The sequence below is a fragment of the Bacillus sp. AP50 genome (assembly GCF_040492675.1).
GTDB lineage: Bacteria > Bacillota > Bacilli > Bacillales > Bacillaceae_G > Bacillus_A > Bacillus_A cereus.
Genome location: NZ_JBEUTW010000127.1, coordinates 1 through 26,050, shown reverse-complemented (window position 1 = coordinate 26,050; position 26,050 = coordinate 1). Strand labels below are relative to the sequence as shown.

The following is a 26,050-nucleotide window of genomic DNA, read 5'->3' as shown; positions in this document are numbered from 1 at the left end:
CCTTTCTATGAATTAAGTTATATTTTACTACATGAGGTTTATTTTGGATATTATTAATAAATATGTATAAATTGATAGAGATGAGAAGTGATCATACGAATTAATAAAAGAGGTATCGTGAGGATACCTCTTTCTAATTCAAGAATGCCAACAAATTATTCATAATATGAAATAACATAGCTGGAATAATGGATTTTGTTTTTTTACATAAAATAGCCATTAATAATCCCATGAAGAAAGTAATGACCATTACGCCAAGTGAGTATGTATGAGCGATACCGAAGAAGAAGCTTGTTATAATCGCTGCAATCCAAAATGGAAAGCGTTCTGAGAAAAAGCGAAGTATAAAGCCACGGAAAATAAGCTCTTCAAAAATTGGTGTGAGTATTGCAAAGCCCAGAAGTAATAATATTTGATACTGCTTAAAGACATCTAAGTTTAGTGCGGAAGATTGCTGCTTTGTTGCGTCTTGGAACACATAATTTAACAAGATGTAATTGAGTAAAATGTTTATAGCGAAGAAAAGAAGTAAGTATACGTATGTACGCCATTCTCTCAGTGCTTTAAAGTTAAATGATTGTAGTAGTAATTTTTTTGCGGGTTCGAATTTAAAAATGAAGAATAACAACACGGCTAGCTGTAATACAATACTTGCAGTATTTACGATAGATTCATACAGGGCAATTTGTTTTTTATCTGTAAGACCGGCTGTATAAATTGTTAAGGGCATTGCGAGGAACACAGTAATAAGTCCGGTTCCGAAAAAAGCGAATACAACGGAGCTAATAAATTGTCCCCATGACATAGAGTATTTCTGTTCATTAGAAAGTTGTGTAGCGGGTTGCATATGTAGAATCACCTCTTTATATTTGTATATTTAATTATAAGGCATTTTGTTTTCAGGCGTAATATTTAAATATTACATAAAAAGGTGTATTTTCCATAAAATAATAAAAGAGGTATCACCCTGTAGTGATGCCTCTTTCTCATTGATAACTATGTTCTGTCTTGTTATTCAATTTTGCTTGCTCTATTTGCAATTCACGCTCTACCAATCGATCTAATTGCTGAATTGCTTTAAGTGCTTTTTCATAAGAAATTGTTCGATAATGATGCGCTCCGCCCGGTTCTTCATCTGCTTCGTCTGCCCATTTAATAATATTTTGAAGAGATGTTCTTTCAATTTCTTGTTCCACTAAGAAAGAATCTGTATGAAGAAGAATTGCAATAGAAATTTCTTTTGCTAGTTTTGGATGTTCTCCTAATCTAATAAGTAATTTATGTGCTCTTTCAGCACCTTTAATTGCATGGATATCATTCTTTTTATATAAGTCATAATCCCATTCGCCGCCTGTGTACCACGTATGATGTCCGATATCATGAAGGAAGCCAGCTTTTGTGGCAGCATCGACTGAGGCGTGATGCTTTTTGGCTAGGTGAAACGCATGGTAAGCGACAGCAATCGCGTGGACCATTCCAGAACGGTTTACGTATTTTTGTGTAATGTGGTGTTTAAAAATTTGTTCAAGCGTAATACGGTGCATAAAACATTCACTCCTTTTATCTTATGGTGTATATGAAGAAAAATCGATCGGTTTAAATGTATTTTGAATATTGTACTCCATCATAGTTCGTTAGTAAAGTAGAAATGTTTAGGAGAAGAAAAAAAATTTCTGCAAAAAAATCACCTTAGCTTATGCAAAGGTGATTTTCAAATTGCTTATTTTTTTAATCCTTGCTCTAGTGTTTCTAACATTTCGTGCTTTTCATTTTCATCAGCGTTTTTCCAAATGACTTCAAATAAAACGCCAAGACCTGGAAGCATTTTTTCTTCACCGCTTTGAATTGCATCGACGATTGTTTCTTGTAATTGATCTTGTGAATTTCCAGATACATTCGCTAATACAGCACCGCGTAAATTAAAACTCATTGCTTTCACCTCTTCTTCAGAATTGAAACTGACGTTAGTTTTTGTTCTTTTTTATGTAAATATGTATGAAAAATAGGCTATAATGATAAGACAAGAAGAGAGGGAAATACATATTATGAAAAACATTGATTCAGTACAAAATCCGCGTGTAAAGCAGTGGAAAAAGCTGCAAACGAAAAAAGAACGCGATAAAAAAGGTTTATTTTTTGTAGAAGGATTCCACTTAGTCGAGGAAGCTTTGAAGGCAGGAATTGTAACAGAACTTATCGTTTCAGATCAGACAGACCTTCCGAAAGATTGGACAGTTAATGATGTGGAAATGTATATTGTACCTGAGGCGATTGTCAAAATACTTCGTGAAACAGAAACGACACAAGGTGTATTTGCTGTTTGTGAGAAGCATGAGAAAGAAGTAGCTCTTACTGATGGGAAATTCCTTTTATTAGATGGCCTGCAAGACCCAGGTAATTTAGGAACAATTATTCGTACAGCTGATGCAGCTGGTATTCACGCCGTTGTGCTTGGAGAAGGTTGTGTTGATGTTTACAATAGTAAAGTACTCCGCTCTACACAAGGCTCTATTTTCCACTTACCAATTGTAAAAGGGAACTTAGAAGAATGGGTAGACAAGTTAAAAGAAAACAACGTTCCTGTATATGGAACAGCTCTTGAAAATGGAGTTCCGTATGGTGAAGTAACGCCGGCTGGCAGTTTTGCATTAATTGTAGGAAATGAAGGAAATGGCGTACGCCAAGAAATTCTTGCAAAAACGGATCAAAACTTGTATATTCCGATTTACGGCGGGGCAGAATCATTAAATGTTGCGGTTGCAGCAGGGATTTTAACGTATTATTTGCAAAGCCCGGTTGCGAACAAATAAAAAACTTCTTATAATAAGTTGAAGTACATTATATTAAAAGTTAAATAACGAAAAACGTTGATAGAGAAGAGTAACTTACAAAATCGCCATATAGGGAGAGAGTGCCGTAGACTGAAAGCATTCTTATGGTAGACGGAAGTGAATTCACCTCTGGAGTTGACGCCAGGACCATGTATATGTAAAGGCGTTCCGGTCAGAATTGATCGTTATAACTAATGAGTGGGCAGACTTGTTCTGTCAATTTAGGGTGGTACCGCGAATTTACCTCGTCCCTTTTTGGGAGCGAGGTTTTTTTATTTTTAAAATTAGGAGGGTTCCAAAATGGAAGCACGTTTAAAAGAGCTAAAGCAAAAAGCGTTAGAGCTTATTGAAGAAGCGAAAGAGCTAAAGGGCTTAAACGACGTACGCGTAGCGTATTTAGGAAAAAAAGGCCCAATTACAGAAGTATTACGCGGCATGGGAAAATTGTCAGCAGAAGAGCGTCCACGTATGGGAGCATTAGTAAATGAAGTGCGTGAAGCGATTCAAACGCGTTTAGATGACAAAATTAGTAACTTAGAAAAAGCAGTAATCGAAGCGAAATTAGCTACTGAAACAATCGATGTTACACTGCCAGGTCGTCCTGTTGAAACAGGTTGTCACCATCCGTTAACAGCTGTTGTTGAGCAAATTGAAGATGTATTCATCGGTATGGGTTATGAAGTAGCTGAAGGAACAGAAGTAGAAAAAGACTACTACAACTTCGAAGCACTAAACTTACCGAAAGATCACCCAGCGCGTGATATGCAAGATACATTCTACATTACAGAAGAAACGTTACTACGTACACATACATCTTCTGTGCAAGCACGTACGATGGAAAATAATAAAGAAAAAGGCCCAATCAAAATTATTTGTCCTGGTAAAGTGTATCGCCGTGATGACGACGATGCGACGCATTCACATCAGTTCATGCAAATTGAAGGTCTTGTAATTGATAAAAACATTCGTATGAGTGACTTAAAAGGTACACTGCAAGTATTCGTGAAAAAGATGTTCGGTGAAGATCGTGAAATCCGTCTTCGTCCAAGTTTCTTCCCATTCACAGAGCCATCTGTAGAGATGGATATTTCTTGTATGATGTGTCATGGCAAAGGTTGCGGCACTTGTAAAGGAACTGGCTGGATTGAAATTCTAGGCGCAGGTATGGTTCACCCGAACGTACTTGAAATGGCTGGTTATGATTCAAAAGAATATCAAGGTTTCGCATTCGGTATGGGCGCAGAGCGTATCGCAATGTTGAAATACGGAGTAGATGACATTCGTCATTTCTATACAAATGATGTACGTTTCTTACAACAATTCAAACGAGCGTAAGGGAAGGAGAGGATAAATATGTTCGTATCATATCGTTGGTTACAAGAGTATGTAGATATTAAAGATGTAACAGCACAAGAACTAGCAGACAAAATCACGAAAAGTGGTATTGAAGTAGAAGGCGTTGAAGTATTAAATAAAGGTGTAAAAGGTGTTGTAGTTGGTCACGTATTAGAATGTGAAAAACACCCAGAAGCTGATAAATTAAGCAAATGCTTAATCGATATCGGTGAAGAAGAGCCAGTTCAAATTATTTGTGGAGCTGCTAACATTGCAAAAGGTTTAAAAGTACCAGTTGCAAAAGTTGGTGCTGTACTTCCTGGTAACTTCAAAATTAAAAAAGCAAAACTACGTGGTGAAGCTTCTCACGGTATGGTTTGTGCTCTTCAAGAGCTTGGCATTGATGGAAAGTTAGTTTCAAAAGAATATGCAGATGGTATCTTCATCTTCCCAAGTGACGCTGAAGTTGGTGCAGATGCACTTGAAATTTTAAACTTACACGATGAAGTACTTGAGCTTGGTTTAACACCAAACCGTGCAGATTGCCTAAACATGTTAGGTGTTGCATATGAAGTAGCTGCTATTTATGGCCGCGAAGTAAAACTTCCAGCTATCGACTTACAAGAAACAGCAGAAAAAACTTCTGATTATATTTCTGTAAGTGTAGAAGCGAAAGAAGAAAACCCGTTATACATTGCAAAAATGGTTAAAAACGTAAAGATTGGTCCATCACCAATGTGGATGCAAACTCGTCTTATGGCAGCTGGCATTCGTCCAATTAGCAACGTAGTTGATATTACAAACTACATTTTAATGGAATACGGTCAACCGTTACATGCATTCGATTACGATAAATTAGGTTCAAAAGAAATCGTTGTTCGTCTTGCAAAAGAAGGCGAAAAAATTGAAACGTTAGATGATCAAGAGCGTACATTACAAAGCCACCATCTTGTAATTACAAACGGCACGAAAGCTTTAGCTGTTGCTGGTGTAATGGGCGGGGCGGATTCTGAAGTTACAAATGAGACAGTAAACGTTCTAATTGAGTCTGCATACTTTGCAGGTCAAACAGTACGTCGTACATCAAAAGACTTAGGTCTTCGTAGTGAATCAAGTGCACGTTTCGAAAAAGGAATCGATCCAACACGTATATTTGAAGCAATTCAACACGCAGCTGCTTTAATGGCGAAATATGCTGGCGGTGAAGCACTTGAAGGTGTAGTAGAAGCTGACAACTTACAAGTACAAGAGCGTACAGTATCTGTTACTGCTGAAAAAGTAAACCGTGTATTAGGTACAAATATTTCTGCGAGTGAAATGGGTACAATGTTCACAAACTTGAAATTCCCATTTACAGAAGTAGAAGGAACATTCCATGTAAATGTACCAGCACGTCGTCCTGATATTACAATTTCAGAAGACTTAGTAGAAGAAGTGGGCCGTCTATACGGTTATGACCACATTCCAGTTACATTACCTTCTGGAACGATGACTCGTGGTAAATTAACATCAGCACAAACGAAACGTCGTAAAGTACGCCGCTTCTTAGAGGGTGCTGGTTTATATGAAGCAATTACGTATTCATTAACAAGCGCTGACAAAGCGAAACAATATATGGTTGAGCCAAACGAAAAGGCGCCTGTAGGTCTTGCACTTCCAATGAGTGAAGAACGTAGCCAACTTCGTTTAAGCTTAGTACCGCAATTACTAGAAGCAGTTTCATACAATGTCGCTCGTAAAAACGACAGCGTTGCTTTATACGAAGTAGGTTCTATCTTCTTACCGACAGAAGAAGGAGAACTTCCGAAAGAAGAACAACATCTTGCAGGTGTTATGACAGGTCTTGCTCTTCACCATGCATGGCAAGGTGAGAAGAAAGTAGTAGACTTCTTCGTTGTGAAAGGTGTACTAGAAGGACTATTCGACGTGCTTGGCGTTTCAAATCAAATCACATATGCACCAGCAAAACGTGAAGGTATGCACCCAGGCCGTACAGCTGACATCGTATTAGATGGCGAAGTAATTGGTTTCATCGGTCAATTGCACCCAGAAGCAGAAAAACAATTAGATGTGAAAAATACATTCGTATTTGAATTATCTCTTGTAAAAGTATTCGGTGCAGACGCTGAGGAAACTTACTACTCAGCAATTCCACGTTTCCCATCTATGACACGTGACATGGCTGTTGTAGTAACAAAAGAAACAAAAGCTGGTGAAATGAAGCAAGTCATTGCTGAAGCTGGCGGAGAACTTCTGAAAGACGTAACACTATTCGACTTATACGAAGGTGAAAAAATGGAAGAAGGCAAGAAATCACTTGCATTCTCTATGACTTACTTCGATGCAGAACGTACATTAACAGACGAAGAAGTAACAGAAGCACATAACCGTGTACTAACAACGGTAGAAGAGAAATTCGGTGCGGAGTTACGTAAGTAATTAGAAAATTGCCGGATTCATTCCGGCAATTTTTTTATTGGATTGGTTGTCGGACACTGTCGGTAAGTCGATATATTACAAAAATCGCTCATATATTTTCCGACACCTTGCATCTTTCTCTCGAATGTAGTACATTAATTTTAGTTTAACAAAATGAAAGACGATGATAAGGAAAAGTAGTATATACTATAATCCAAAGCGAGTCAGGGACGGTGAGAGCCTGATGAGGCGGTATATGTGAAGAACACCTTGGAGTTGCTAACCGAAATTGAATTTTGTATTCAAGAGTAGACTTAGACGGGAATCCGGCCTGTTACAAACCGGGAAGTATGTATTACATACGAGTTAAAGTTGGTCTTTATGACAAATTGGGTGGTACCGCGAAGTTTAACCTTTCGTCCCTTTATGGATGAAAGGTTTTTTTGTATTTAAATATATGAGCAAAGGAGAATTTCACTATGGAAAACACATTAGTAAAAAGTCTGTATAGAGATACAGAAAAGTATGCAGATCAAACAGTACAAGTATCAGGGTGGATTCGTAACTTACGTGATTCAAAAGCATTTGGTTTCATCGAATTAAACGACGGTAGCTTCTTCAAAAGCGTTCAAATCGTTTTCGATACAGAGTTAGAGAACTTCAAAGAAATTGCAAAACTTCCACTTAGCTCTTCAGTTAAAGTAGAAGGTAAAGTAATTGCAACGCCGGGAGCGAAGCAACCATTTGAAATTAAAGCAGAAAAAATTGATATCGAGGGCTTATCAGATTCTGATTACCCACTTCAAAAGAAGCGTCATACGTTTGAATACTTACGTACAATCGCTCACTTACGTCCAAGAACAAATGCATTCTCTGCAACGTTCCGCGTACGTTCTATCGCAGCATTTGCGATTCACCAATTCTTCCAAGAGCGTGGATTCGTACATGTCCACACACCAATCATCACTGGTAGTGATACAGAAGGTGCTGGCGAAATGTTCCGCGTAACAACGCAAGATTTAAATAACCTACCAAAAGGTGAAGACGGAAAAGTTGATGAGTCAAAAGACTTCTTCGGTAAAGAAACAAACTTAACAGTAAGTGGACAGCTGAACGCTGAAGCTTATGCATTAGCATTCCGTGATGTATACACATTCGGACCTACATTCCGTGCAGAAAACTCAAACACAACTCGTCACGCTGCTGAGTTCTGGATGGTTGAGCCTGAGATTGCATTCGCTGAACTAGGTGACGTAATGAACCTTACAGAAGATATGCTGAAATATGCAATGAAATACGTATTAGAGCATGCACCAGAAGAAATGGAATTCTTCAACAGCTTCGTTGATAAAACAGTTCTAGAGCGCATGAACAACGTAATCAACTCTGACTTCGGTCGCATCACATATACAGAAGCAATTAAAGTGCTTCAAGAATCAGGTGCTGACTTCAAATACCCAGTAGAATGGGGAATTGACTTACAAACAGAGCACGAAAGATACTTATCAGAAGAAATCTTCAAACGCCCTGTATTCGTAACTGACTATCCGAAAGACATTAAAGCATTCTACATGCGTTTAAATGAAGACGGTAAAACAGTAGCTGCTACGGACCTTCTAGTTCCTGGTATCGGCGAATTAATCGGCGGAAGCCAACGTGAAGAAAGAATGGACGTTTTAGTAGACAGAATTAAAGAATTAGGTATGAACGAAGAGGACTACTGGTGGTACTTAGAACTTAGAAAATACGGCGGTACAAAACACGCTGGATTCGGTCTAGGTTTCGAGCGCTTCCTAATGTACATCACTGGTATGGCTAACATCCGTGACGTAATTCCATTCCCAAGAACTCCAGGTTCTTCTGAATTCTAAAATATGAAAAAAGGCGAGAGGATTTCCTCTCGCTTTTTATTTTACATATTGTATAGTTTATTCCCTCGTAGCAAAAAGTAACGCGAAGGGGTGAATATAAATGAGTAAAAAAGTGAAAAAAGATCATTCAAGATCGGGCCTAGGTTCTCCAGAAGTTGAAGGACAAGGAACGACGACACATGAAACAGGTTCTCATAAAGTATCTTCATCAAATAAGAAGCAGAAACGAAGCTAACATAACAAAGGAGAGTCTTAAGGGCTCTCCTTTGTTATGTGTTACATCTTATTATCGTTAATTTCTTTTGTAATCTTATTTATGTCTTTGTCTAATCGATCTAAATAGAAAAACCACAGTAAACTTATGAACACGTAATAGATGGCCATCACGCCAAGATTATCAGATATATTTTCGAATGTGGATTTAGTAGTGAAAAAAGCTCCCCAAATTATAGAAATAGTGAGGTAAGAAAGTGGGCCTACGAGGTGTACGAAAGCATATAGTACCTTTTTAACTTTTACAGCGTTCATATGAAAAACCTCCTTTTTCTAATCATACATTCAAGTTCTTCACAGAAGTGTTGTAGTTTTGCTGGATTATGTATTAACAAGCGTGCATCGTGTTTCCCGATAAATCTTCGAATCCGAAAGTTTAATAAGAAAGATCGACCATAACGCTCTATTAAATCGTTGAACGCTGGTTGTTCACTTAGTAGCTGAATGTTTTCTCTAATTTCGAACTGTCTTTCGTGTGGATCGCCTAGTAAAATATTTAGAATCATTTGTAGAAGTAGCAATGTAGATCTCCTCCTATGTTAGAATAATCTGTATATTATAATTATAACAAAACTATAAGGACAATAGTAGGATGAAACAAAAAACAGGAGTTTGTAGGCTCCTGTTTTTGTCGATACTATTTTAATAAGCGAAGCGCCTTCTCCGTATTAGCGAAATGCAGTTTCACAAACTCGGGTAATCGTTCTTTACCAAGCTTTTGAATTAATTTAGCAGCAGCGATATCAACTTGTTTACCAGCACCTTTCGGAAGTGGCATACCAGCTTTTTTACTTAGTTCGTCAAACTGTTTTACGAATGAGTAGCGAGCTAAAATAGAAGCAGCGGCTACTGCTAAATGGACGCTTTCACCTTTCGTAGCGAAATAAACATTTTCACGCTGTACCTGTTTTTGTTTTGCTAAATATTTGTAGTATGTATCAGGTTGTGTGAATTGGTCGATTAAGACGCCTTCAGGTTTTGTAGGTGCCATTTTAGCTAATAAGTTTGTAATAGCTTTATTGTGTAGTAAAGCTTTTAGCTTACCTTGGTTGTTTCCTTTATCAAATAGCTCGTTATATTTTTCGTTATGAAGGACAAGAGAGCTATAAGGAACAACGTGTAGAAGTTGTTTCGCAATGGCAGTAATTTGATCGTCATTTAAGTTTTTAGAGTCTTTTACACCAAGTTCTTTTAGTAGTGGAATTTGCTTCGCATCCACATATACAGCAACGACTGTCATTGGTCCGAAGAAATCACCAGTACCAACTTCATCAGACCCTACAATAGACATTGTACTGATGGAAGCAGGCGGCGCATAACGGTGTGAATCGACAGATTTTTTTACAGCTGTTTTTGGTGTTTGAGAGACAGTTTGCCAACGAGAAGCTTCTGCTTCAGCGCGGCCTCCTTGGAACATTACTTTTCCAGATTTATACGCTGTAATCGTGCAAGATGGCACCTTTGCCATGAAGATTCCGCCTTGTGGAATTTTCGGGCTAAGCGAATGTTTATATTGTTGTTTCATGTCTTCAATTACTGTAGAATTTGTTTGAATTACGATAGAATTTGACATAATGGTCGCCCCTTTTTTTATATTGTTATTTTTATCATATCGGATTGTTCTTTCTGTTTCCATATTATGAAGGTTCATGGTATGATAAACTTTAGGATTCTGTACGTGATTGGAGGCCGGTGAGTTGTCACAACAAAAGGGAAAGAAAAGTCGAATTAATGTAGAAATCTATGGTCAGCAATATTCAGTTGTTGGCGATGAAAGTACAAGTCATATCCGCATGGTAGCAGCGATTGTGGATGATAAAATGCGCGAACTCAATGCCAAGAATCCTTCGCTTGACACGAGTAGACTAGCGGTATTGACGGCGGTAAACGTCATACACGATTACATAAAATTAAAAGAAGAACATGAGAAATTGAAAGAAAGTATGACAAAAAAAGGAATGGAATAACATGATTGATATTATTATCATTTTACTGCTTGTTATGGGATTTTTCCTCGGCTTACGCAGAGGGTTTATTCTGCAACTTGTAAAGTTAACAAGCTTTATTATCGCATACCTTGTTGCATACTGGTACTGTAAAGATTTAGCGCCAGCACTTGCGAAATTTATTCCGTATCCATTTGATAAAAACGTATCTGTTCCAGAATGGATTGATGCAAATAATATTGAGACAGTATTTTATCAAGCGCTTGCGTTTATCATATTGTTTATTATTACAAAAATAGCACTTTCATTACTTGGTAATTTGTTAAATATGTTTGCAGAAATACCGGTTTTAAAGCAAGTAAATGCGTTTGCGGGGGCAATCCTCGGATTTTTAGAAGTATATATTGTTTTGTTTGTCTTAATTATCATTGGAAACATTCTTCCGATTGAACAAGTACAAACACCATTACAAAAATCATCAATTAGCAAAATAATTGTAGACGATACACCGATTCTATCTGAAAAGGTGAAGGAACTATGGCAGACAGGTAGCAGAGTATAACTTCTCTTTTTTCGGAAAGAGAAGTTTTTTTCTATGAAAGAAAGGCGGGGTAATGATGAAAGTAAATAAAAAACAAGTTATCAAATTATTAGAGACAATCGGGCTTTTTATGGAACTAAAGGGTGCGAATCCATTTAAAATATCTGCATTTCGTAAAGCGGCAGCAGCATTAGAAAGTGACGATCGTAGTCTTTCTGAGATTGAAGATTTCACAAAGATTCCGGGCATCGGAAAAGGAACAGCAGCCGTTATTCAAGAATATATAGAATCGGGAACATCTGAAGTATTACAAGAACTTGAAAAAGAAGTACCGAGTAGCTTATTGCCGTTATTAAAACTACCAGGTCTTGGTGGTAAAAAGGTGGCTAAGTTATATAAAGAGCTAGGCGTTATTGATATGGAGACGTTAAAAGCTGCTTGTGAGGAAAATAAAGTACAAGCTTTAGCTGGTTTCGGTAAGAAGACAGAAGAGAAAATATTAGAAGCAATCGATCAAGTAGGCTCTCGTCCAGAGCGTTTACCAATTGCGATGGTATTGCCTATTGCCGGGGAAATAGAGGAGAAATTGTCGAATATTGCTGAAGTAATTCGTTTCTCTCGCGCTGGTAGTTTGCGCCGTGTTCGTGAAACAGTGAAAGATTTAGATTTTATCATTGCAACGACAGAACCAGCAGCGGTACGTGAGCATTTACTACAATTCGATAATATGATTGAGGTAATCGCAAGTGGGGATACGAAAGTTTCTGTTCGTCTTCAATATGAATATGATATTTCAATCGATTTCCGCTTAGTAAAACCAGAAGAGTTTATTACAACACTTCACCATTTCACAGGATCAAAAGACCATAACGTAAAAATGCGTCAAATCGCAAAAGATAAAGGCGAGAAAATTAGTGAGTACGGTGTAGAGAACTTAGAAACAGGTGAAGTGAAAACATTTGAGACTGAAGAAGACTTCTTTGCTCATTTCGGTCTACCATTTATTCCGCCAGAAGTGCGTGAAGATGGAAAAGAAATTGAATTAATTAAAGAGTATCCGAACTTAATTCAGTTTTCCGATATACAAGGTGATTTACATATGCATACAACTTGGAGTGACGGTGCTTTTTCTATTGAAGAAATGGTACAAGCGTGCCGTGCTCGTGGATATAAGTTTATGGCGATTACTGATCACTCGCAATACTTAAAAGTAGCGAATGGTTTAACGAAAGAGCGTCTTCGTGAGCAAGCGAAAGAAATTGAACGTATGAATGAAAAGTATCCAGACATTACAATTTTACGCGGAATTGAAATGGACATTTTACCAGATGCCTCGCTTGATTTTGATGATGAAGTATTAGAAGAATTAGACTATGTCATTGGAGCGATTCACTCTAGCTTCTCACAAGGCCGTGAAACGATCATGAAGCGTCTGCGTACTGCACTTGAGAATAAACATGTCACAATGATTGCTCATCCGACAGGACGTCTTCTCGGGCGCCGTGAGGGTTATGATGTAGATACAGATTTATTAATTGAACTCGCAAAAGAGACAAATACAGTTTTAGAATTAAATGCGAATCCGAACCGTCTAGATTTAAGCGCGAAATTATTAAAACAAGCACAAGATGCTGGTGTAAAAGTAGCGATTAATACAGATGCTCATACACTTGAAATGTTAGAAGATATGGAAACAGGTGTAGCAGCAGCACGTAAAGGTTGGATTCAAAAAGATAACGTGATTAACACATGGGATATTGAACGTTTATTAGACTATATTAAACGTAATAAGTAACGCAAGGGGGACCTGCAACATGTTAGAAAGAACGTTGCGTGTATTAGAATACAATAAAGTAAAAGAACAATTACTTGAACATACAGCCTCTTCACTTGGCCGTGACAAAGTGAAGCATTTAGTGCCGAGCACTGATTTTGAAGAAATTGTAGAAATGCAAGATACAACGGATGAAGCAGCGAAAGTTATTCGTTTAAAAGGTAGTGCACCATTAGGTGGTATTACGGATATTCGCTCAAATGTGAAGCGTGCAAAAATTGGGAGTATGTTAAGTCCAAATGAATTACTTGATATTGCGAATACGATGTATGGTAGTCGTAATATGAAACGTTTCATTGAAGATATGGCTGATAACGGTGTCGAGCTTCCGATTTTAGAAACTCACGTCGCTCAAATTGTATCTTTATATGATTTAGAAAAGAAAATTACAAATTGTATCGGTGACGGCGGTGAAGTAGTCGATAGCGCAAGTGATAAACTGCGTGGTATTCGTACTCAAATTCGTACTGCGGAAAGCCGTATTCGTGAAAAATTAGAAAATATGACGCGCTCTTCAAATGCGCAAAAGATGCTGTCTGACTCGATTGTAACGATTCGTAACGAACGTTACGTAATCCCAGTAAAACAAGAATACCGCGGCGTATATGGTGGTATTGTTCACGATCAATCAGCTTCTGGACAAACGTTATTTATTGAACCGCAAGTCATTGTAGAATTAAATAACGCACTGCAAGAAGCTCGTGTGAAAGAGAAACAAGAAGTCGAACGCATCTTATTGATGTTAACAGAAGAAGTGGCAGTAGAAGCCGATATCGTTTTATCAAACGTAGAAGTAGTTGCGAATCTTGATTTCATTTTTGCGAAAGCTTTTTATGCAAAGCGAATTAAAGCAACGAAACCAATCGTAAATAACGAGCGTTATATGGATTTAAGACAAGCTCGCCATCCGCTAATCGATCCAGAAATTATTGTGCCAAATAACATTATGTTAGGTAAAGATTTCACGACAATTGTTATTACAGGACCGAATACAGGTGGTAAAACAGTTACGCTGAAAACAGTTGGTATTTGTGTTTTAATGGCGCAATCTGGTCTTCACATTCCAGTAATGGATGAGTCAGAGATTTGTGTGTTTAAAAATATATTTGCTGATATCGGTGATGAGCAATCGATTGAACAAAGTTTAAGTACGTTCTCCTCACATATGGTGAACATCGTTGATATTTTAGAAAAAGCTGATTTTGAAAGCTTAGTTTTATTCGATGAATTAGGTGCTGGAACAGACCCACAAGAAGGGGCTGCACTAGCAATTTCGATTTTAGATGAAGTATGTAATCGCGGTGCTCGCGTTGTTGCAACGACGCATTATCCAGAATTAAAAGCATACGGATATAACCGTGAGCAAGTTATTAATGCGAGTGTTGAGTTTGATGTAAATACATTAAGTCCAACTTATAAATTATTAATCGGTGTACCAGGCCGTAGTAATGCCTTTGAAATTTCGAAACGTCTTGGATTATCTGATCGCGTTATTGACCAAGCACGCAACCACATTAGTACAGATACGAATAAAATTGAAAATATGATTGCGAAGTTAGAAGAAAGCCAGAAGAACGCAGAGCGTGACTGGAACGAAGCAGAAGCACTTCGCAAACAATCTGAAAAACTTCATCGTGAATTACAACGTCAAATCATTGAATTTAACGAAGATCGCGATGAACGATTATTAAAAGCGCAAAAAGAAGGGGAAGAAAAAGTCGAAGCTGCAAAGAAAGAAGCAGAAGGCATTATTCAAGAACTTCGTCAATTGCGTAAAGCACAGCTTGCAAACGTGAAAGATCACGAGTTAATTGAAGCGAAGAGCCGTCTAGAAGGCGCAGCACCAGAGCTTGTTAAGAAACAAAAAGTAAACGTGAAAAACACTGCGCCGAAGCAACAGTTACGTGCAGGTGATGAAGTAAAAGTATTAACGTTCGGTCAAAAAGGTCAATTACTTGAAAAAGTAAGCGATACTGAGTGGAGCGTACAAATCGGTATTCTGAAGATGAAAGTAAAAGAATCTAACATGGAATACATTAACACACCGAAGCAAACAGAGAAAAAAGCAGTTGCAACGGTAAAAGGTAGAGACTATCACGTTTCATTAGAACTTGACCTTCGTGGTGAACGATTTGAAAATGCAATGGCGCGCGTTGAGAAATACTTAGACGATGCCCAGCTTGCAAGCTATCCTCGCGTATCAATTATTCACGGTAAGGGGACAGGAGCACTTCGCCAAGGTGTACAAGATTACTTGAAGAAGCATCGCGGTGTAAAAACCTTCCGTTACGGCGACATGGGCGAGGGAGGCCTAGGCGTAACAGTTGTCGAATTAAAATAGAAAACAACGAAACAAAGGGGAAACCATTATATGTTTATGGACAAACTTGCAAAAGTATTGTTAGCTTGTTGCGGAATATTTTTGGTGATTGGGGTTATTTATTTAGTTGTTTTTGCGAAGTGAAAAAGCGTCAATCGTGGCAGAATTATATTGCCATAGATTGACGCTTTTAATATATGTGAAAAGGAATAGAACATGAAAATCAACCAATACATAAGCGAAGCAAAATCATGCTCCAGACGTGAAACAGATCGCCTCATTAAAGCTGGACGCGTGGCTATTAATGGTGAAATATGTACGCACGGTGAACTTGTGAGCGATGGTGATGTTGTAACGATTGATGGGCAAGTTATTGTAAAAGAAGAGAAAGAAAAGGTGTACATAGCCTTTCATAAACCAGTCGGAATTACTTGTACAGCAGCTGATCATATTGAAGATAATATTATTGATTATATCAATTATCCAGAGCGAATCTTTCCAGTTGGACGATTAGATAAAGCATCGGAAGGACTTATCTTATTAACGAATGACGGCGGCATTGCGAATCGAATTTTACATGGTGATCATGAGCACGAGAAGGAATATGTTGTCACAGTCGATAAACCTTTTACGGACTGGTTTATTGATGAGATGTCCAGCGGTGTAAAGATTAAAGATGGAATGACGAAGCCGTGCAAAGTGACAAGAGTCGATCAATCAACATTTCGTATCGTTTTAACGCAAGGAATGAACAGGCAAATTCGTAGAATGAGTCGAGCTTTCGGGTTTACTGTAATAAAGCTAAAGCGAGTACGCATTATGAATATAGAGCTAAATGAGCTTGAAGTTGGAAAGTGGCGGAGCGTTACAGCTGAAGAGTTAGAAATTTTAATAGGGCAGTTATAGGGAGGGAAAATTTTCTCCCTATATTTTTTTTGTCAGAAAAAATAAAACTATTGATTTTTTAAAAAATAGCCCATATAATAAAAAACAACAAGTTTCGACAAGATATTTTATAAAAGTAATGATGAGGACATGAGTTGTATTTTACGATTCTCAGAGAGGGAAGCCTTAGGCTGTGAGCTTCCTAATACGAAAAGACAAGCTTACCACCTCTAAACTTCAAGAGTGAACTGCATACATGATGCATTGTAATTCTTGGCGGATAAAACCGTTATCAATTTACACGAGCTATAAAATGAGCTTATTTCGTTATAAATTCATTTTATTAGAATAAGGGTGGAACCACGATTTCAACACTCGTCCCTTTGTTAGGGACGGGTGTTTTTTGCGTTCTTTTACGGGGAAGTATGCTTGAAAGAGGATATGTGACGGATTTTAATTCAGAATATTTTGTTAATTTATTATTTTAGGAGGTTAGTAGAAATGAAATCATCTTTAAAGTTTTCGGAGATGTTTGCAATAAGTTTAATGTTATTTGCACTGTTTTTTGGTGCAGGTAATATGATTTTTCCACCAGCGTTAGGGCAAGGTGCTGGAACGGACGTATGGATCGCGCTGTTTGGTTTTATCGTAACAGGCGTTGGACTACCTTTATTAGGAGTAATTGTTATAGCTTTAAAGGGAGATATTAATGAGCTAGCAGGACGTGTACATCCTATATTCGCACTTGTTTTTATCACTGCAATTTATTTATGTTTAGGCGTATTCGTAAGTGTGCCGCGTACAGGAACAGTAGCTTATGAGATGAGTGTTGCACCGTTTTTACCAAGTGAGATAGCTGGTCAGTCATATCCACTTGTTATCTTTACACTTATTTTCTTTGCAGTCACTTTCTATTTAGCTTTAAATCCTTCGAAATTAGTGGGTCGTATTGGTAAGGTGCTAACTCCAATATTATTAGCTGTTATTGCAATTATCGTAGGTAAAGCACTTATTACACCAATTGGAGAATTTGGTGCACCGACAGAAGCGTATAGTGCTCCTCTCTTTAAAGGATTTATTGATGGATATTTAACTTTAGATGGACTTGCAGCACTGGTATTCGGAAATGTTGTAATTCATGCGTTAAAAGAAAAAGGAATTACAAATAAAAACAGTATTGCAAAAGTAACAATCTTTGCAGGATTTATTGCAGCGCTTGGTCTACTACTTGTGTATTTAGCACTTGCTTATCTTGGAGCTTCTAGTGTGTCACTTGGAATGGGCGCAAACGGAGGAATTATTTTAACAAATGTCGTGAATCATTTATTTGGTAGCTACGGAACTTTATTACTAGGGATCGCAATTACAGCAGCATGTTTAACAACTTCTGTAGGTATTGTTGCAGCTTGTGGTGATTACTTCTCTTCCTTATTACCAAAGCTTTCTTATCAAAAAGTCGTTTTCATTTTCTGTGTATTAGCATTTATGGTAGCAAATCTTGGGTTAACTCAGTTAAATGCATTAGCATTACCAATCTTAATCGCAATTTATCCAATTGGAATCGTACTTATCGTATTATCACTTGTTGAAAACTACGTTCGTCTTCCATTAGCGATGTATGTGGGCGGGATTGTAGGAGCATTTGCAATAAGTTTCTTTGATGGATTACACAATGCAAACCTTCAAATTGCAGCGCTAGCACCTATTTTAGATAAGATTCCATTATATAGTGTAGGAATTGGTTGGTTAGTTCCAGGCATAATCGGTATAGGATTTGGTTATATAGTTTCTAAGTTTCAAAAGCAGGAAATTGCTGTAGAAAAATAGAGAAAAGAGGCTTTCTATTATAGAAAGTCTCTTTTTTTGTAAAAAAAGCCGCATATAGAGAAATTCAGATATTAAAAATTTTATACGTAATATAGTTGACAAAAAAATTATGAGTAGGCTAAGATTGACTTAGTTGTGGAAATATTGGAAGGGAAGTGAGGGAAAAGGGGTTTCTATAACTATAGTGTTGTTGTGGGAAGAGGTGAAAGAAGAGGAGAAGAGATAGTTTATTTTTTTTGATTTGAATTGAGAATGATAATCAATAAATGCGTTTTATCATTTTTTCTCAGTTTCTATGCCTTCGTATAAGGAATAGGGTGAGATATTATTTTTAATATTAAATGAGAATGATAATCAATAATACTTATGTTACATAAAAGAATGCTAATTAAATAATAGGTAGAAGAGATTATTTTTTTCTTATAAATTGAGAATAATTATCATTTTCAAAAAGTGAAATGAAAGATAAGCAAGGAGGAAACAAGAAAAATGAAAAAGGTTTCTGTATTACCCGCTTTTATTATAACGTTCGTATGTATGCTAGCTTTTCTTGTAATGCCATACGGGAATGCTTCAGCAAAACTAGCTGATGGTACTTACGATATTAATTACGTAATTCAAAAAGCGGAAAATGATTCAGCTTCAATGGCAAATGACTATTTTGAAAAGCCGGCAAAATTAATAGTGAAAAACGGTGAGATGAGAGTACAAGTTCCGATGAATCATAGTGCTTGGATTACAGAATTTAAAGCACCAGAGAATGGGAATTTTGTTGATGCGAAAGCTGTTAGTAAAGATGAATCGGCAGATAAAAGAACAGTAGAGTTTAAAGTAGATGATTTATCCAAACCGGCAGCTGTAAAAATTCATGTTGTTGTACCAAATGCAAACTATGACCACCACTACACAATTCGTTTTGCTTTTGATGCAAATGTAAAAGCTGTAGGTGGCGATAACGGCGTAGCTGCTACAACAAAAAATAATGATCAAGCGAAAACAGATACACAAGTAAAAGAAGAGAAAACAAAAGTAGAGAGTAAGGAAACAGCTAAAGAAGTGAACAAAGAAACAAAAAATGAAAATGGAAAAGCTGAAAAAACAGATAACCCAAAAACAGGCGATGAAGCACGTATTGGATTGTTTGTAGCGTTAATTCTTATTTCAGGTGCTTTCTTAATTCGTAAAGTGAAGTTGAGTAAATAAATCTTTTGAAGGGTGATGAATATATGTTTAAACAATTTAAAATGATTATTGCTGTATTTGCTGTTTTATTTACGTTTATCGCAACACTAGGTTTACAAGATGCAAAGGCTGCTACAAAACTAGCTAATGGAAAATATAATATTGCTTTTACTGTATGGAAAGGCGATAAAGATGAATCGTCTAGAATGAATAGTTATTTTGAAAGCCCAGCAACATTAACAGTTAAAAATGGAAAACAATATGTTTCATTTAAAGTGAAAGATAGTGCTTCTATTAAAAGTTTCCAAGTAGAAAAAGATGGTCAATTTGTAGAAACAAACGTGTTAAGTGAAAACAAAAAAGATAATACTAGAGTAGTAGAATTTGAAGTTGCTGACTTGTCAAAAAAACTAAATGGAAAGGTGAAAATTAATATTCCAATTATTAATTATAATGCTTCATATGATATTCGCTTTGTATTTGATGGGAGCAGTATTAAATAATTTTCAAAAGGGAGAGTCGTTCCATTGAACAGGTATACAAAAATTATTGTTGCTATGTTTTTAATGATATTTACATTCGTATCAACATTACAACCACTTGCAGTTCAAGCAGCTACCAAGTTGGCTGACGGTGAATATTCAATTGGGTTCAAAGTTTTAAAAGATACATCAGATGAAGAATCGATGATGAATCAATATTCAGTAAGCCCAGGGACTTTAAAAGTGAAGGATGGGAAAAAGAAAGTATCCTTTACATTAACGAATAGTTCATGGATTACGAAGTTTGAAACAGAAAAAGCAGGTAAGCTAGTTGCGACAAATATAATTAGTGAAGATAAAGAAAAAGATACAAGAGTAGTAGAATTTGATGTAGAAGATGTAGAGAAGGTATTAAATGCAAAAGTAAAAGTAGATATTGATTTTTTAAATTATCATCATGAGTACGACGTTCGTATTGCATTTGATCAAAATAGTATTACACCAATTCATGTGGAACAACCAAATGAAAAAGAGGACCCAGCTAATAAGCCAGATCCAAATGAAAAACCGGATCCAAGTCAGAAGCCCGACCAAAAGCCTGACCCAGATCAACAACCAAATTCTAACACAATTACAGATGGTGCGTACAGCATTCCATTTAAAGTGTTAAAAAATCAAACAGATGAAGAATCTAAGATGAATACTTACATGGTAAATCCAGGAGTATTAAAAGTAGAAAACGGTAAGAAAAAAGCAATTGTAACATTAAAAAGTAGCTCATTAATTAAAAATTTCCAAACGGAAAAAGATGGCGCATTTGTTGATGCAAAAGTAGTGAGTGAGGATAAGGAAAAAGATACAAGAGTAGTAGAGTTTGAAGTAAACGATTTATCTAAAAAACTAAATACAAAAGTATTTATCGAAATGGCATCAAGAAATTATAAGCAAACGCATGATGTACAACTTTTATTTGAACAAGATAAACTTGAACAAATTAAAAATGAAGAGAAACAACCAGAAGTAGAAAAACCGGAAGCAGAAAAACCGGAAGCAGAAAAACCAGAAGAGAAAAACCGGAAGTAGAAAAACCAGAAGTAGAAAAACCGGAAGCAGAAAAACCAGATGAAAATAAAAAACCAGATGCTGAAACAATTAAAGATGGTGAATACAGCATCAATTTCAAAGCATTAAAAGATCAAACAGACGAAATTTCAATGATGAACACATATACAAAAAGTCCAGGTGTGCTAAAAGTAAAAGATGGTAAGAAGTATGTATCATTTACGTTAACGAACAGTTCTTGGATTACAAAATTTGAATTTGAGAAAAATGGTTCGTTTGTTGATGCACATGTAATAAGTGAAGATAAAAAAGCTGATACACGCGTAGTGGAAGTAGAAGTACCAGATTTATCAAAAAAGTTAAATGCAAAAGTAAAAGTAGATATCGATTCAATGAATTATCACCATTTTTACGATATTCAATTTGCATTTGATAAAGGTAGCATTAAGCCGTTAGATAGCCAAGGCGGAAACAACAACCAAGGCGGAAACAACAACCAAGGCGGAAACGACAACCAAGGCGGAAACGACAACCAAGGCGGAAACGACAACCAAGGTGAAAACGACAACCAAGGTGGAAACAACAACCAAGATGAAAATAATAAACCGAGAGTAATAGTTGATCCGGAAAATTTAGTAGATGGCCAATATGATATTACATTTAAAGTATTAAAAGATAAAACAGATGAGATTTCAAAGATGAATGACTATGTTGTAAATCCAGCGAAATTAATCGTAAAAGATGGTAAAAAATATATTGAGATGACGCTGAAAAATAGTGCGTGGATTACGAAATTCCAAGCGGAAAACAATGAACTATTCGCTGATGCGAAAGTAGTAAGCGAAGATAAAAATGCAAATACGCGAGTAGTACAGTTTGAAGTAGAAGATCTATTTAAAAAATTAAACGCAAAAGTAAAGGTAGACATCGATGAGATGAACTACCATCATTTCTACGATGTACAAATTCAATTTGATACAAATAATATCGGCGCGTTAGGAACTATTAAAGAGGAACCGAAAAATGAACCGAAAAATCCAGTGACTACACCGAAAGTAGATAATGTAAAAACAGTAGGTACTCCTGATTTTAACCGAAATGCAGATGGTCAGAAGAAAAAAGAAGATACAAAAAATGATTCAAAAAAAGAGAAAAACTCAAAAACTGCAGATACAGCACAACTTGGTTTATACATGGTGTTACTGCTAGGTTCACTTGCTTTACTAGTTCGTAAATATAGAGCAGGTAGATTGTAATTTTTGGAGTCTTGATGCATGTTCGCGTGCATCAAGACTTGTTTCATATTGTATGGAAAGGAGTGGTGATTGAGAGTGAAGAAAATTGCAAGTGTACTAATGGCTATCATTTTGTTAATGGGTATAGCCGGGTGCTCATCACCAAAAAAAGAATCAGCAAAGCAGGTAAAGAGTGAAAGTAAAGAGCACGTTGTTGCAACAACAGTGGCTGTTACTGAAATTATGGATGCGTTAGAAGTAGATTTAGTCGGCGTTCCAACAAGTTCTAAAACTTTACCGAAGCGATATAAAGGTTTACCTGAAGTTGGGAATCCAATGAGTCCAGATATGGAAAAGGTAAAGTCATTAAAGCCTTCAGAAGTGTTATCTGTGACAACACTTGAATATGAATTAAAGCCAGTTTTTGATGGTGTGGGTATGAAAGCAAACTTTTTAGATTTAACGAGTTTGAAAAATATGCAAAGTTCTATTAGCGATTTAGGTAAGAAATATGGGCGTGAAAAACAGGCCGAAGCAGTAGTAACTAAATTAGATAAAAAGGTTGCTAGCATTCAAAAAGAAGTAAAAGGAAAGAAAGAACCGACAGTACTTATTTTATTAGGTGTGCCGGGAAGTTATTTAGTAGCAACAGAGCATTCTTATATTGGAGATTTAGTGAAACAACTAGGTGGTAAAAATATTGTGCAAGGTGAACAAGTAGAATATTTAGCTTCTAATACAGAGTATTTAAAGAAAGCTGATCCAGATATTATTTTACGAGCAGCTCATGGTATGCCTGATGAAGTTGTAAAAATGTTTGATAAAGAATTTAAAACAAATGATATTTGGAAACACTTTGCTGCGGTTAAAAATAACCGTGTTTACGATTTAGAAGAGCGTTTATTTGGAACGACAGGTAATTTAGCAGCAATTGAAGCATTAGATGAATTGAAAAAAATGATGTATCCGTGATGCATTTTAATATAAAGGAAGAGTAGAATGAATAAAAAAACTTGGAGTTTCCTCATTGTTACTGCATTGCTTATTGTTATGACATCATTGTCAGCGATGAAAGGTAGTTTAGAAGTAGGTATTGTTGAACTTGTACAAGGGATATTTACAGGTGGAAATGAAGATGTTGAAGTCATTAAAGATTTACGTTTTCCGCGTATTATTATTGCGTTGTTCACTGGAGCGGCTCTCGCTGTTTCAGGTGTGCTTTTTCAAGCTGTTATGAAAAATCCACTCGCTGATGCTGGGGTAATCGGTATATCTTCAGGAGCTAGTTTTATGACACTCGTTATTATTACGTTGTTCCCGCAATTCTTTTTCTGGACACCCGTATTCGCCTTTTTAGGTGGTGCGTTTGCGTGTTATCTCGTTTATTCGTTTTCATGGAAGTCAGGATTAAGCCCGCTTCGCATTATTTTAATTGGTATTGCCATTAATGCAATGTTTACTGGGTTAAATGAATCATTCGTTACGATTTGTGGGTATTTTATTAAGAGTATTAAGCAAACGACGACTTCTAACATAACAATGAAGACGTGGGGCGATGTAGAAATAATGGTGACTTATGGAACGATTGGTCTTATTCTTGCTCTGTTCGTAGGAGCTTGGTGTAACTTATTATCGCTACAAGATAAGACTGCGAAAAACTTAGGCTTGCACGTGACGAGAGTTCGTCTTATTATTTCTGCCATTGCAGTACTCTTAGCGGCAGTATCAACAGCGATTGCAGGTGTTATTGCTTTTGTAGGATTACTAGTTCCGCATATTTCAAGACAATTAGTCGGTTCAGACCATAAAGTATTAATTCCATTTTCTGCTCTTGCAGGGGCGTTATTAATTTTGACGGCAGATACGGTTGGAAGGTTAATTGTGCCACCTAACGAAATTCCAGCAGCAACAATTATGGCGGTTATTGGTGGTCCATTCTTAATATTCTTGCTTAGAAAGAGTGATAAAGTTCATGGAAATTAAAAATGTAACCTTTTCATACGATAACGTAACAAATCGATTAAAGTCTGTTAGTAGTGAAATAGAAATTGGGAAAATTACAACAATCATTGGACCGAATGGATGTGGGAAATCAACATTACTTAGTGTCATGTCTAGAAACCACGCTCCTAGCAGTGGAGAAGTAATACTTGATGGGAAAGCGATTAGTGAATATAAACCGAAAGAGTTTGCTAGAAAACTAGCGGTTGTCCATCAACAAAATGAGGCTCCAGCAGATATTACAGTGGAAAAGCTAATAAGCTTCGGGCGTATGCCATATAAAAATATATTCTCTCCGCAAACAGATGAAGATAGAGAAGCGATTGAGCGTGCGCTAGTATGTACGAATTTACAAAGTAAGCGTGATAAGCCAATTTATGCTTTATCTGGTGGAGAGAGGCAGCGAGTTTGGATCGCAATGACATTAGCTCAAAATACACCAATGCTCTTCTTAGATGAGCCGACCACATATTTAGATATTTACTATCAGCTAGAAATATTAGAGTTAGTGAAAGAGTTAAATGAAGTGCATGGACTAACGATTGTAATGGTATTACATGATATTAATCAAGCCATTCGTTATAGCGACCATATTATCGTTATGAAAGATGGAGAAATCATTACGAAAGGTAATCCTAATGATGTAATAACAGAAGAAATGGTTAAAGCAATATATGGTGTAGATGTCATTGTAAAGCAGGATGAAGATACCGGATTGTACATGGTACCTATGGGAATCTAAAAGCTGAGCATAATCCGTTTTGAGGTGATAATTTGAATAGTAAGAAAGGACGGAAAAAGAATTCTTTTTTTCAACGCATACTTACAATTGTGTTTTTAGGAATCTTTTTCTATTCAATGTATGAGTTGGGCGGGATTTTCATGGATTATTATGAAAATCGTAAAGTAATGGCTGAGGCACAACATATTTATAAAAGAAGTCCAATGGAAGAAAAATCAGAAGATGGAGAGGTACGTAAACAGTTTCAGGATCTCCAGAAAATTAATCCAGAGATAGTCGGATGGATTACGATGGATGATACACAAATTAATTATCCAATCGTTCAAGCAAAAGATAATGATTACTATTTATTTCGTAATTATAAAGGTGAAGATATGAGAGCGGGAAGCATTTTTATGGACCATCGTAATGATGTGAAATCTCAAAATCGAAATACGATTTTATATGGCCATCGTATGAAAGACGGTTCTATGTTTGGTAGTTTAAAAAAGATGTTGGATGAAGACTTTTTTATGTCTCATCGTAAATTATATTACGATACATTATTTGAAGGATACGACGTGGAAGTTTTTTCAGTATACACGACAACAACGGACTTTTATTACATTGAAACGGATTTTGAAAATGATGCAGCATATACATCGTTCTTAAAGGAAATTCAAGAAAAATCACTGTACAAAACGGATACGGAATTGACGGCTAATGATGAAATCGTAACACTTTCTACTTGTGATTATGCGCTTGATCCAGAGGCTGGAAGGCTAGTTGTACACGCAAAATTAGTAAAAAGAAATTAAAGAAAAAAGTATAGAATATGAGAAGTGATAGATAACGCTTCTCATATTCTATACTTTAAAAAAGGACTGTTTTTACTGTGCTGCAGCCATTGGCATACGTACAACTTTTACATCATAGTAAGCAATTTTATTATCAAGAATATATTCTGGCATTCCGCCTTGGTGTGAGTGAGCATCTTTAAATGCAGCGCTCTTTGTCCAACCTTGGAAATCTTCTTTTGCATTCCAGCGAGTGCTAATTGTTACTTCATCATAATCAACTGTATTTTGCGTTAAAAGAACTTCTAGACCTAAAAAGCCTGGCATCGTTTCAACTTTACCTACTTTATTAAAACGCTCAATTAATTTATGTCCATTTCCCTTTGTAATTTTAGCTGTATTTGTAACAATAATCATGTTTATTCCTCCTATAAATGTAGCTATATTTTCAAGAACTCATATACATTAAATGATAATGAAAATCATTAT

The 26,050-nt window shown here is 36.4% G+C and carries 24 protein-coding genes, 1 pseudogene and 3 other annotated features; of the genes and pseudogenes, 18 read left to right on the top strand and 7 right to left on the bottom strand.

Annotated elements, in window-relative coordinates; all coding sequences use genetic code 11:
- Positions 1-133: 133 nt before the first annotated feature.
- From ABWK52_RS11415 to sspI, 3 genes are all read right to left on the bottom strand, one after another.
- On the bottom strand, positions 134-847 hold the full coding sequence (locus ABWK52_RS11415; protein WP_001182122.1) for a CPBP family intramembrane glutamic endopeptidase: 714 nt from the start codon (positions 845-847) through the stop codon (positions 134-136).
- Between the two features lie 139 nt (positions 848-986).
- Positions 987-1,544: an HD domain-containing protein gene (locus tag ABWK52_RS11410; protein WP_000554786.1), complete on the bottom strand. Its 558-nt coding sequence runs from the start codon at positions 1,542-1,544 to the stop codon at positions 987-989.
- Between the two features lie 176 nt (positions 1,545-1,720).
- Positions 1,721-1,930 carry a small acid-soluble spore protein SspI gene (sspI, locus tag ABWK52_RS11405; RefSeq protein ID WP_000009509.1) on the bottom strand — a complete coding sequence of 70 codons (210 nt, stop codon included), beginning with the start codon at positions 1,928-1,930 and terminating at the stop codon, positions 1,721-1,723.
- A gap of 82 nt (positions 1,931-2,012) precedes the next feature.
- Between sspI and ABWK52_RS11400 the strand changes: the two genes are divergently transcribed.
- The 5 genes from ABWK52_RS11400 (at position 2,013) to ABWK52_RS11380 (ending at position 8,690) form a co-directional block, all read left to right on the top strand.
- Positions 2,013-2,810, top strand: a complete 798-nt coding sequence (locus ABWK52_RS11400; protein WP_001986644.1) for a TrmH family RNA methyltransferase — start codon at positions 2,013-2,015, stop codon at positions 2,808-2,810.
- A gap of 48 nt (positions 2,811-2,858) precedes the next feature.
- Positions 2,859-3,087 (top strand) — a binding site (T-box leader).
- 44 nt (positions 3,088-3,131) lie between these two features.
- Positions 3,132-4,166, top strand: a complete 1,035-nt coding sequence (pheS, locus tag ABWK52_RS11395; protein ID WP_000388219.1) for a phenylalanine--tRNA ligase subunit alpha — start codon at positions 3,132-3,134, stop codon at positions 4,164-4,166.
- Between the two features lie 18 nt (positions 4,167-4,184).
- Positions 4,185-6,605, top strand: a complete 2,421-nt coding sequence (gene pheT / locus ABWK52_RS11390; RefSeq protein ID WP_098541179.1) for a phenylalanine--tRNA ligase subunit beta — start codon at positions 4,185-4,187, stop codon at positions 6,603-6,605.
- 154 nt (positions 6,606-6,759) lie between these two features.
- Positions 6,760-7,011: a binding site (T-box leader), on the top strand.
- A gap of 52 nt (positions 7,012-7,063) precedes the next feature.
- On the top strand, positions 7,064-8,455 hold the full coding sequence (gene asnS / locus ABWK52_RS11385; RefSeq protein WP_000432177.1) for an asparagine--tRNA ligase: 1,392 nt from the start codon (positions 7,064-7,066) through the stop codon (positions 8,453-8,455).
- Positions 8,456-8,555: 100 nt separating this feature from the next.
- Entirely contained in the window at positions 8,556-8,690 is a 135-nt protein-coding gene (locus tag ABWK52_RS11380) for a YuzL family protein (protein WP_000039590.1), read from the top strand.
- A gap of 41 nt (positions 8,691-8,731) precedes the next feature.
- Here ABWK52_RS11380 and ABWK52_RS11375 read toward each other — a convergent pair whose 3' ends face one another.
- The 3 genes from ABWK52_RS11375 to rnhC form a co-directional block, all read right to left on the bottom strand.
- On the bottom strand, positions 8,732-8,983 hold the full coding sequence (locus tag ABWK52_RS11375; protein ID WP_000994758.1) for a hypothetical protein: 252 nt from the start codon (positions 8,981-8,983) through the stop codon (positions 8,732-8,734).
- Positions 8,980-9,249, bottom strand: coding sequence for a hypothetical protein (locus tag ABWK52_RS11370; protein WP_000925537.1), 270 nt, complete (start codon positions 9,247-9,249; stop codon positions 8,980-8,982). Before ABWK52_RS11370 ends, ABWK52_RS11375 begins: the two co-directional genes overlap by 4 nt.
- A 116-nt stretch (positions 9,250-9,365) precedes the next feature.
- Positions 9,366-10,301 (bottom strand): ribonuclease HIII, encoded by a 936-nt coding sequence (gene rnhC / locus ABWK52_RS11365; RefSeq protein WP_000071574.1) that lies wholly within the window; start codon positions 10,299-10,301, stop codon positions 9,366-9,368.
- 124 nt (positions 10,302-10,425) lie between these two features.
- Here rnhC and zapA point away from each other — a divergent pair, with 124 nt between their 5' ends.
- The 13 genes and pseudogenes from zapA (at position 10,426) to srtB (ending at position 25,582) form a co-directional block, all read left to right on the top strand.
- A complete protein-coding gene (gene zapA / locus ABWK52_RS11360) occupies positions 10,426-10,695 on the top strand; it encodes a cell division protein ZapA (RefSeq protein ID WP_000082701.1) in 270 nt (89 codons plus the stop codon).
- 1 nt (position 10,696) lies between these two features.
- Positions 10,697-11,236 carry a CvpA family protein gene (locus ABWK52_RS11355; protein ID WP_000565412.1) on the top strand — a complete coding sequence of 180 codons (540 nt, stop codon included), beginning with the start codon at positions 10,697-10,699 and terminating at the stop codon, positions 11,234-11,236.
- A 55-nt stretch (positions 11,237-11,291) separates the two neighbouring features.
- Complete coding sequence (gene polX, locus ABWK52_RS11350) at positions 11,292-13,010, top strand: DNA polymerase/3'-5' exonuclease PolX (RefSeq protein WP_098541177.1); 1,719 nt, start codon at positions 11,292-11,294, stop codon at positions 13,008-13,010.
- A 19-nt stretch (positions 13,011-13,029) separates the two neighbouring features.
- Positions 13,030-15,390, top strand: a complete 2,361-nt coding sequence (locus tag ABWK52_RS11345) for an endonuclease MutS2 (protein ID WP_000893716.1) — start codon at positions 13,030-13,032, stop codon at positions 15,388-15,390.
- 195 nt (positions 15,391-15,585) lie between these two features.
- On the top strand, positions 15,586-16,275 hold the full coding sequence (locus ABWK52_RS11340) for a 23S rRNA pseudouridine(2604) synthase RluF (RefSeq protein WP_000700746.1): 690 nt from the start codon (positions 15,586-15,588) through the stop codon (positions 16,273-16,275).
- A gap of 109 nt (positions 16,276-16,384) precedes the next feature.
- Positions 16,385-16,640: a binding site (T-box leader), on the top strand.
- A 115-nt stretch (positions 16,641-16,755) separates the two neighbouring features.
- Positions 16,756-18,081 carry a branched-chain amino acid transport system II carrier protein BrnQ6 gene (gene brnQ6, locus ABWK52_RS11335; protein WP_000842650.1) on the top strand — a complete coding sequence of 442 codons (1,326 nt, stop codon included), beginning with the start codon at positions 16,756-16,758 and terminating at the stop codon, positions 18,079-18,081.
- 489 nt (positions 18,082-18,570) lie between these two features.
- Positions 18,571-19,284, top strand: coding sequence for a heme uptake protein IsdC (gene isdC, locus ABWK52_RS11330; RefSeq protein WP_000757942.1), 714 nt, complete (start codon positions 18,571-18,573; stop codon positions 19,282-19,284).
- A gap of 23 nt (positions 19,285-19,307) precedes the next feature.
- A complete protein-coding gene (locus tag ABWK52_RS11325) occupies positions 19,308-19,766 on the top strand; it encodes an NEAT domain-containing protein (RefSeq protein ID WP_061654516.1) in 459 nt (152 codons plus the stop codon).
- A 24-nt stretch (positions 19,767-19,790) separates the two neighbouring features.
- Positions 19,791-22,063, top strand: a pseudogene (locus ABWK52_RS11320) (NEAT domain-containing protein).
- 69 nt (positions 22,064-22,132) lie between these two features.
- Positions 22,133-23,014, top strand: coding sequence for a heme ABC transporter substrate-binding protein IsdE (isdE, locus tag ABWK52_RS11315; protein ID WP_002101379.1), 882 nt, complete (start codon positions 22,133-22,135; stop codon positions 23,012-23,014).
- A 27-nt stretch (positions 23,015-23,041) separates the two neighbouring features.
- Complete coding sequence (locus tag ABWK52_RS11310) at positions 23,042-24,025, top strand: FecCD family ABC transporter permease (protein ID WP_098280954.1); 984 nt, start codon at positions 23,042-23,044, stop codon at positions 24,023-24,025.
- Positions 24,015-24,785 carry an ABC transporter ATP-binding protein gene (locus ABWK52_RS11305; protein ID WP_000403761.1) on the top strand — a complete coding sequence of 257 codons (771 nt, stop codon included), beginning with the start codon at positions 24,015-24,017 and terminating at the stop codon, positions 24,783-24,785. The genes ABWK52_RS11310 and ABWK52_RS11305 overlap by 11 nt, the downstream gene beginning before the upstream one ends.
- Before the next feature lie 32 nt (positions 24,786-24,817).
- Positions 24,818-25,582 (top strand): class B sortase, encoded by a 765-nt coding sequence (srtB, locus tag ABWK52_RS11300; RefSeq protein WP_001086122.1) that lies wholly within the window; start codon positions 24,818-24,820, stop codon positions 25,580-25,582.
- Between the two features lie 72 nt (positions 25,583-25,654).
- On the opposite strand, the gene isdG is transcribed toward srtB, so the two are convergent.
- Positions 25,655-25,978, bottom strand: a complete 324-nt coding sequence (gene isdG, locus ABWK52_RS11295) for a heme oxygenase (protein WP_000587818.1) — start codon at positions 25,976-25,978, stop codon at positions 25,655-25,657.
- Between the last annotated feature and the right edge of the window lie 72 nt (positions 25,979-26,050).

Coding starts and splice junctions, on each gene's coding strand:
- ABWK52_RS11415 (WP_001182122.1), bottom strand. CDS start 847: ATGCAACCCGCTACACAACTTTCTAATGAACAGAAATACTCTATGTCA.
- ABWK52_RS11410 (WP_000554786.1), bottom strand. CDS start 1,544: ATGCACCGTATTACGCTTGAACAAATTTTTAAACACCACATTACACAA.
- sspI (WP_000009509.1), bottom strand. CDS start 1,930: ATGAGTTTTAATTTACGCGGTGCTGTATTAGCGAATGTATCTGGAAAT.
- ABWK52_RS11400 (WP_001986644.1), top strand. CDS start 2,013: ATGATAAGACAAGAAGAGAGGGAAATACATATTATGAAAAACATTGAT.
- pheS (WP_000388219.1), top strand. CDS start 3,132: ATGGAAGCACGTTTAAAAGAGCTAAAGCAAAAAGCGTTAGAGCTTATT.
- pheT (WP_098541179.1), top strand. CDS start 4,185: ATGTTCGTATCATATCGTTGGTTACAAGAGTATGTAGATATTAAAGAT.
- asnS (WP_000432177.1), top strand. CDS start 7,064: ATGGAAAACACATTAGTAAAAAGTCTGTATAGAGATACAGAAAAGTAT.
- ABWK52_RS11380 (WP_000039590.1), top strand. CDS start 8,556: ATGAGTAAAAAAGTGAAAAAAGATCATTCAAGATCGGGCCTAGGTTCT.
- ABWK52_RS11375 (WP_000994758.1), bottom strand. CDS start 8,983: ATGAACGCTGTAAAAGTTAAAAAGGTACTATATGCTTTCGTACACCTC.
- rnhC (WP_000071574.1), bottom strand. CDS start 10,301: ATGTCAAATTCTATCGTAATTCAAACAAATTCTACAGTAATTGAAGAC.
- ABWK52_RS11355 (WP_000565412.1), top strand. CDS start 10,697: ATGATTGATATTATTATCATTTTACTGCTTGTTATGGGATTTTTCCTC.
- polX (WP_098541177.1), top strand. CDS start 11,292: ATGAAAGTAAATAAAAAACAAGTTATCAAATTATTAGAGACAATCGGG.
- ABWK52_RS11345 (WP_000893716.1), top strand. CDS start 13,030: ATGTTAGAAAGAACGTTGCGTGTATTAGAATACAATAAAGTAAAAGAA.
- ABWK52_RS11340 (WP_000700746.1), top strand. CDS start 15,586: ATGAAAATCAACCAATACATAAGCGAAGCAAAATCATGCTCCAGACGT.
- brnQ6 (WP_000842650.1), top strand. CDS start 16,756: ATGAAATCATCTTTAAAGTTTTCGGAGATGTTTGCAATAAGTTTAATG.
- isdC (WP_000757942.1), top strand. CDS start 18,571: ATGAAAAAGGTTTCTGTATTACCCGCTTTTATTATAACGTTCGTATGT.
- ABWK52_RS11325 (WP_061654516.1), top strand. CDS start 19,308: ATGTTTAAACAATTTAAAATGATTATTGCTGTATTTGCTGTTTTATTT.
- ABWK52_RS11310 (WP_098280954.1), top strand. CDS start 23,042: ATGAATAAAAAAACTTGGAGTTTCCTCATTGTTACTGCATTGCTTATT.
- ABWK52_RS11305 (WP_000403761.1), top strand. CDS start 24,015: ATGGAAATTAAAAATGTAACCTTTTCATACGATAACGTAACAAATCGA.
- isdG (WP_000587818.1), bottom strand. CDS start 25,978: ATGATTATTGTTACAAATACAGCTAAAATTACAAAGGGAAATGGACAT.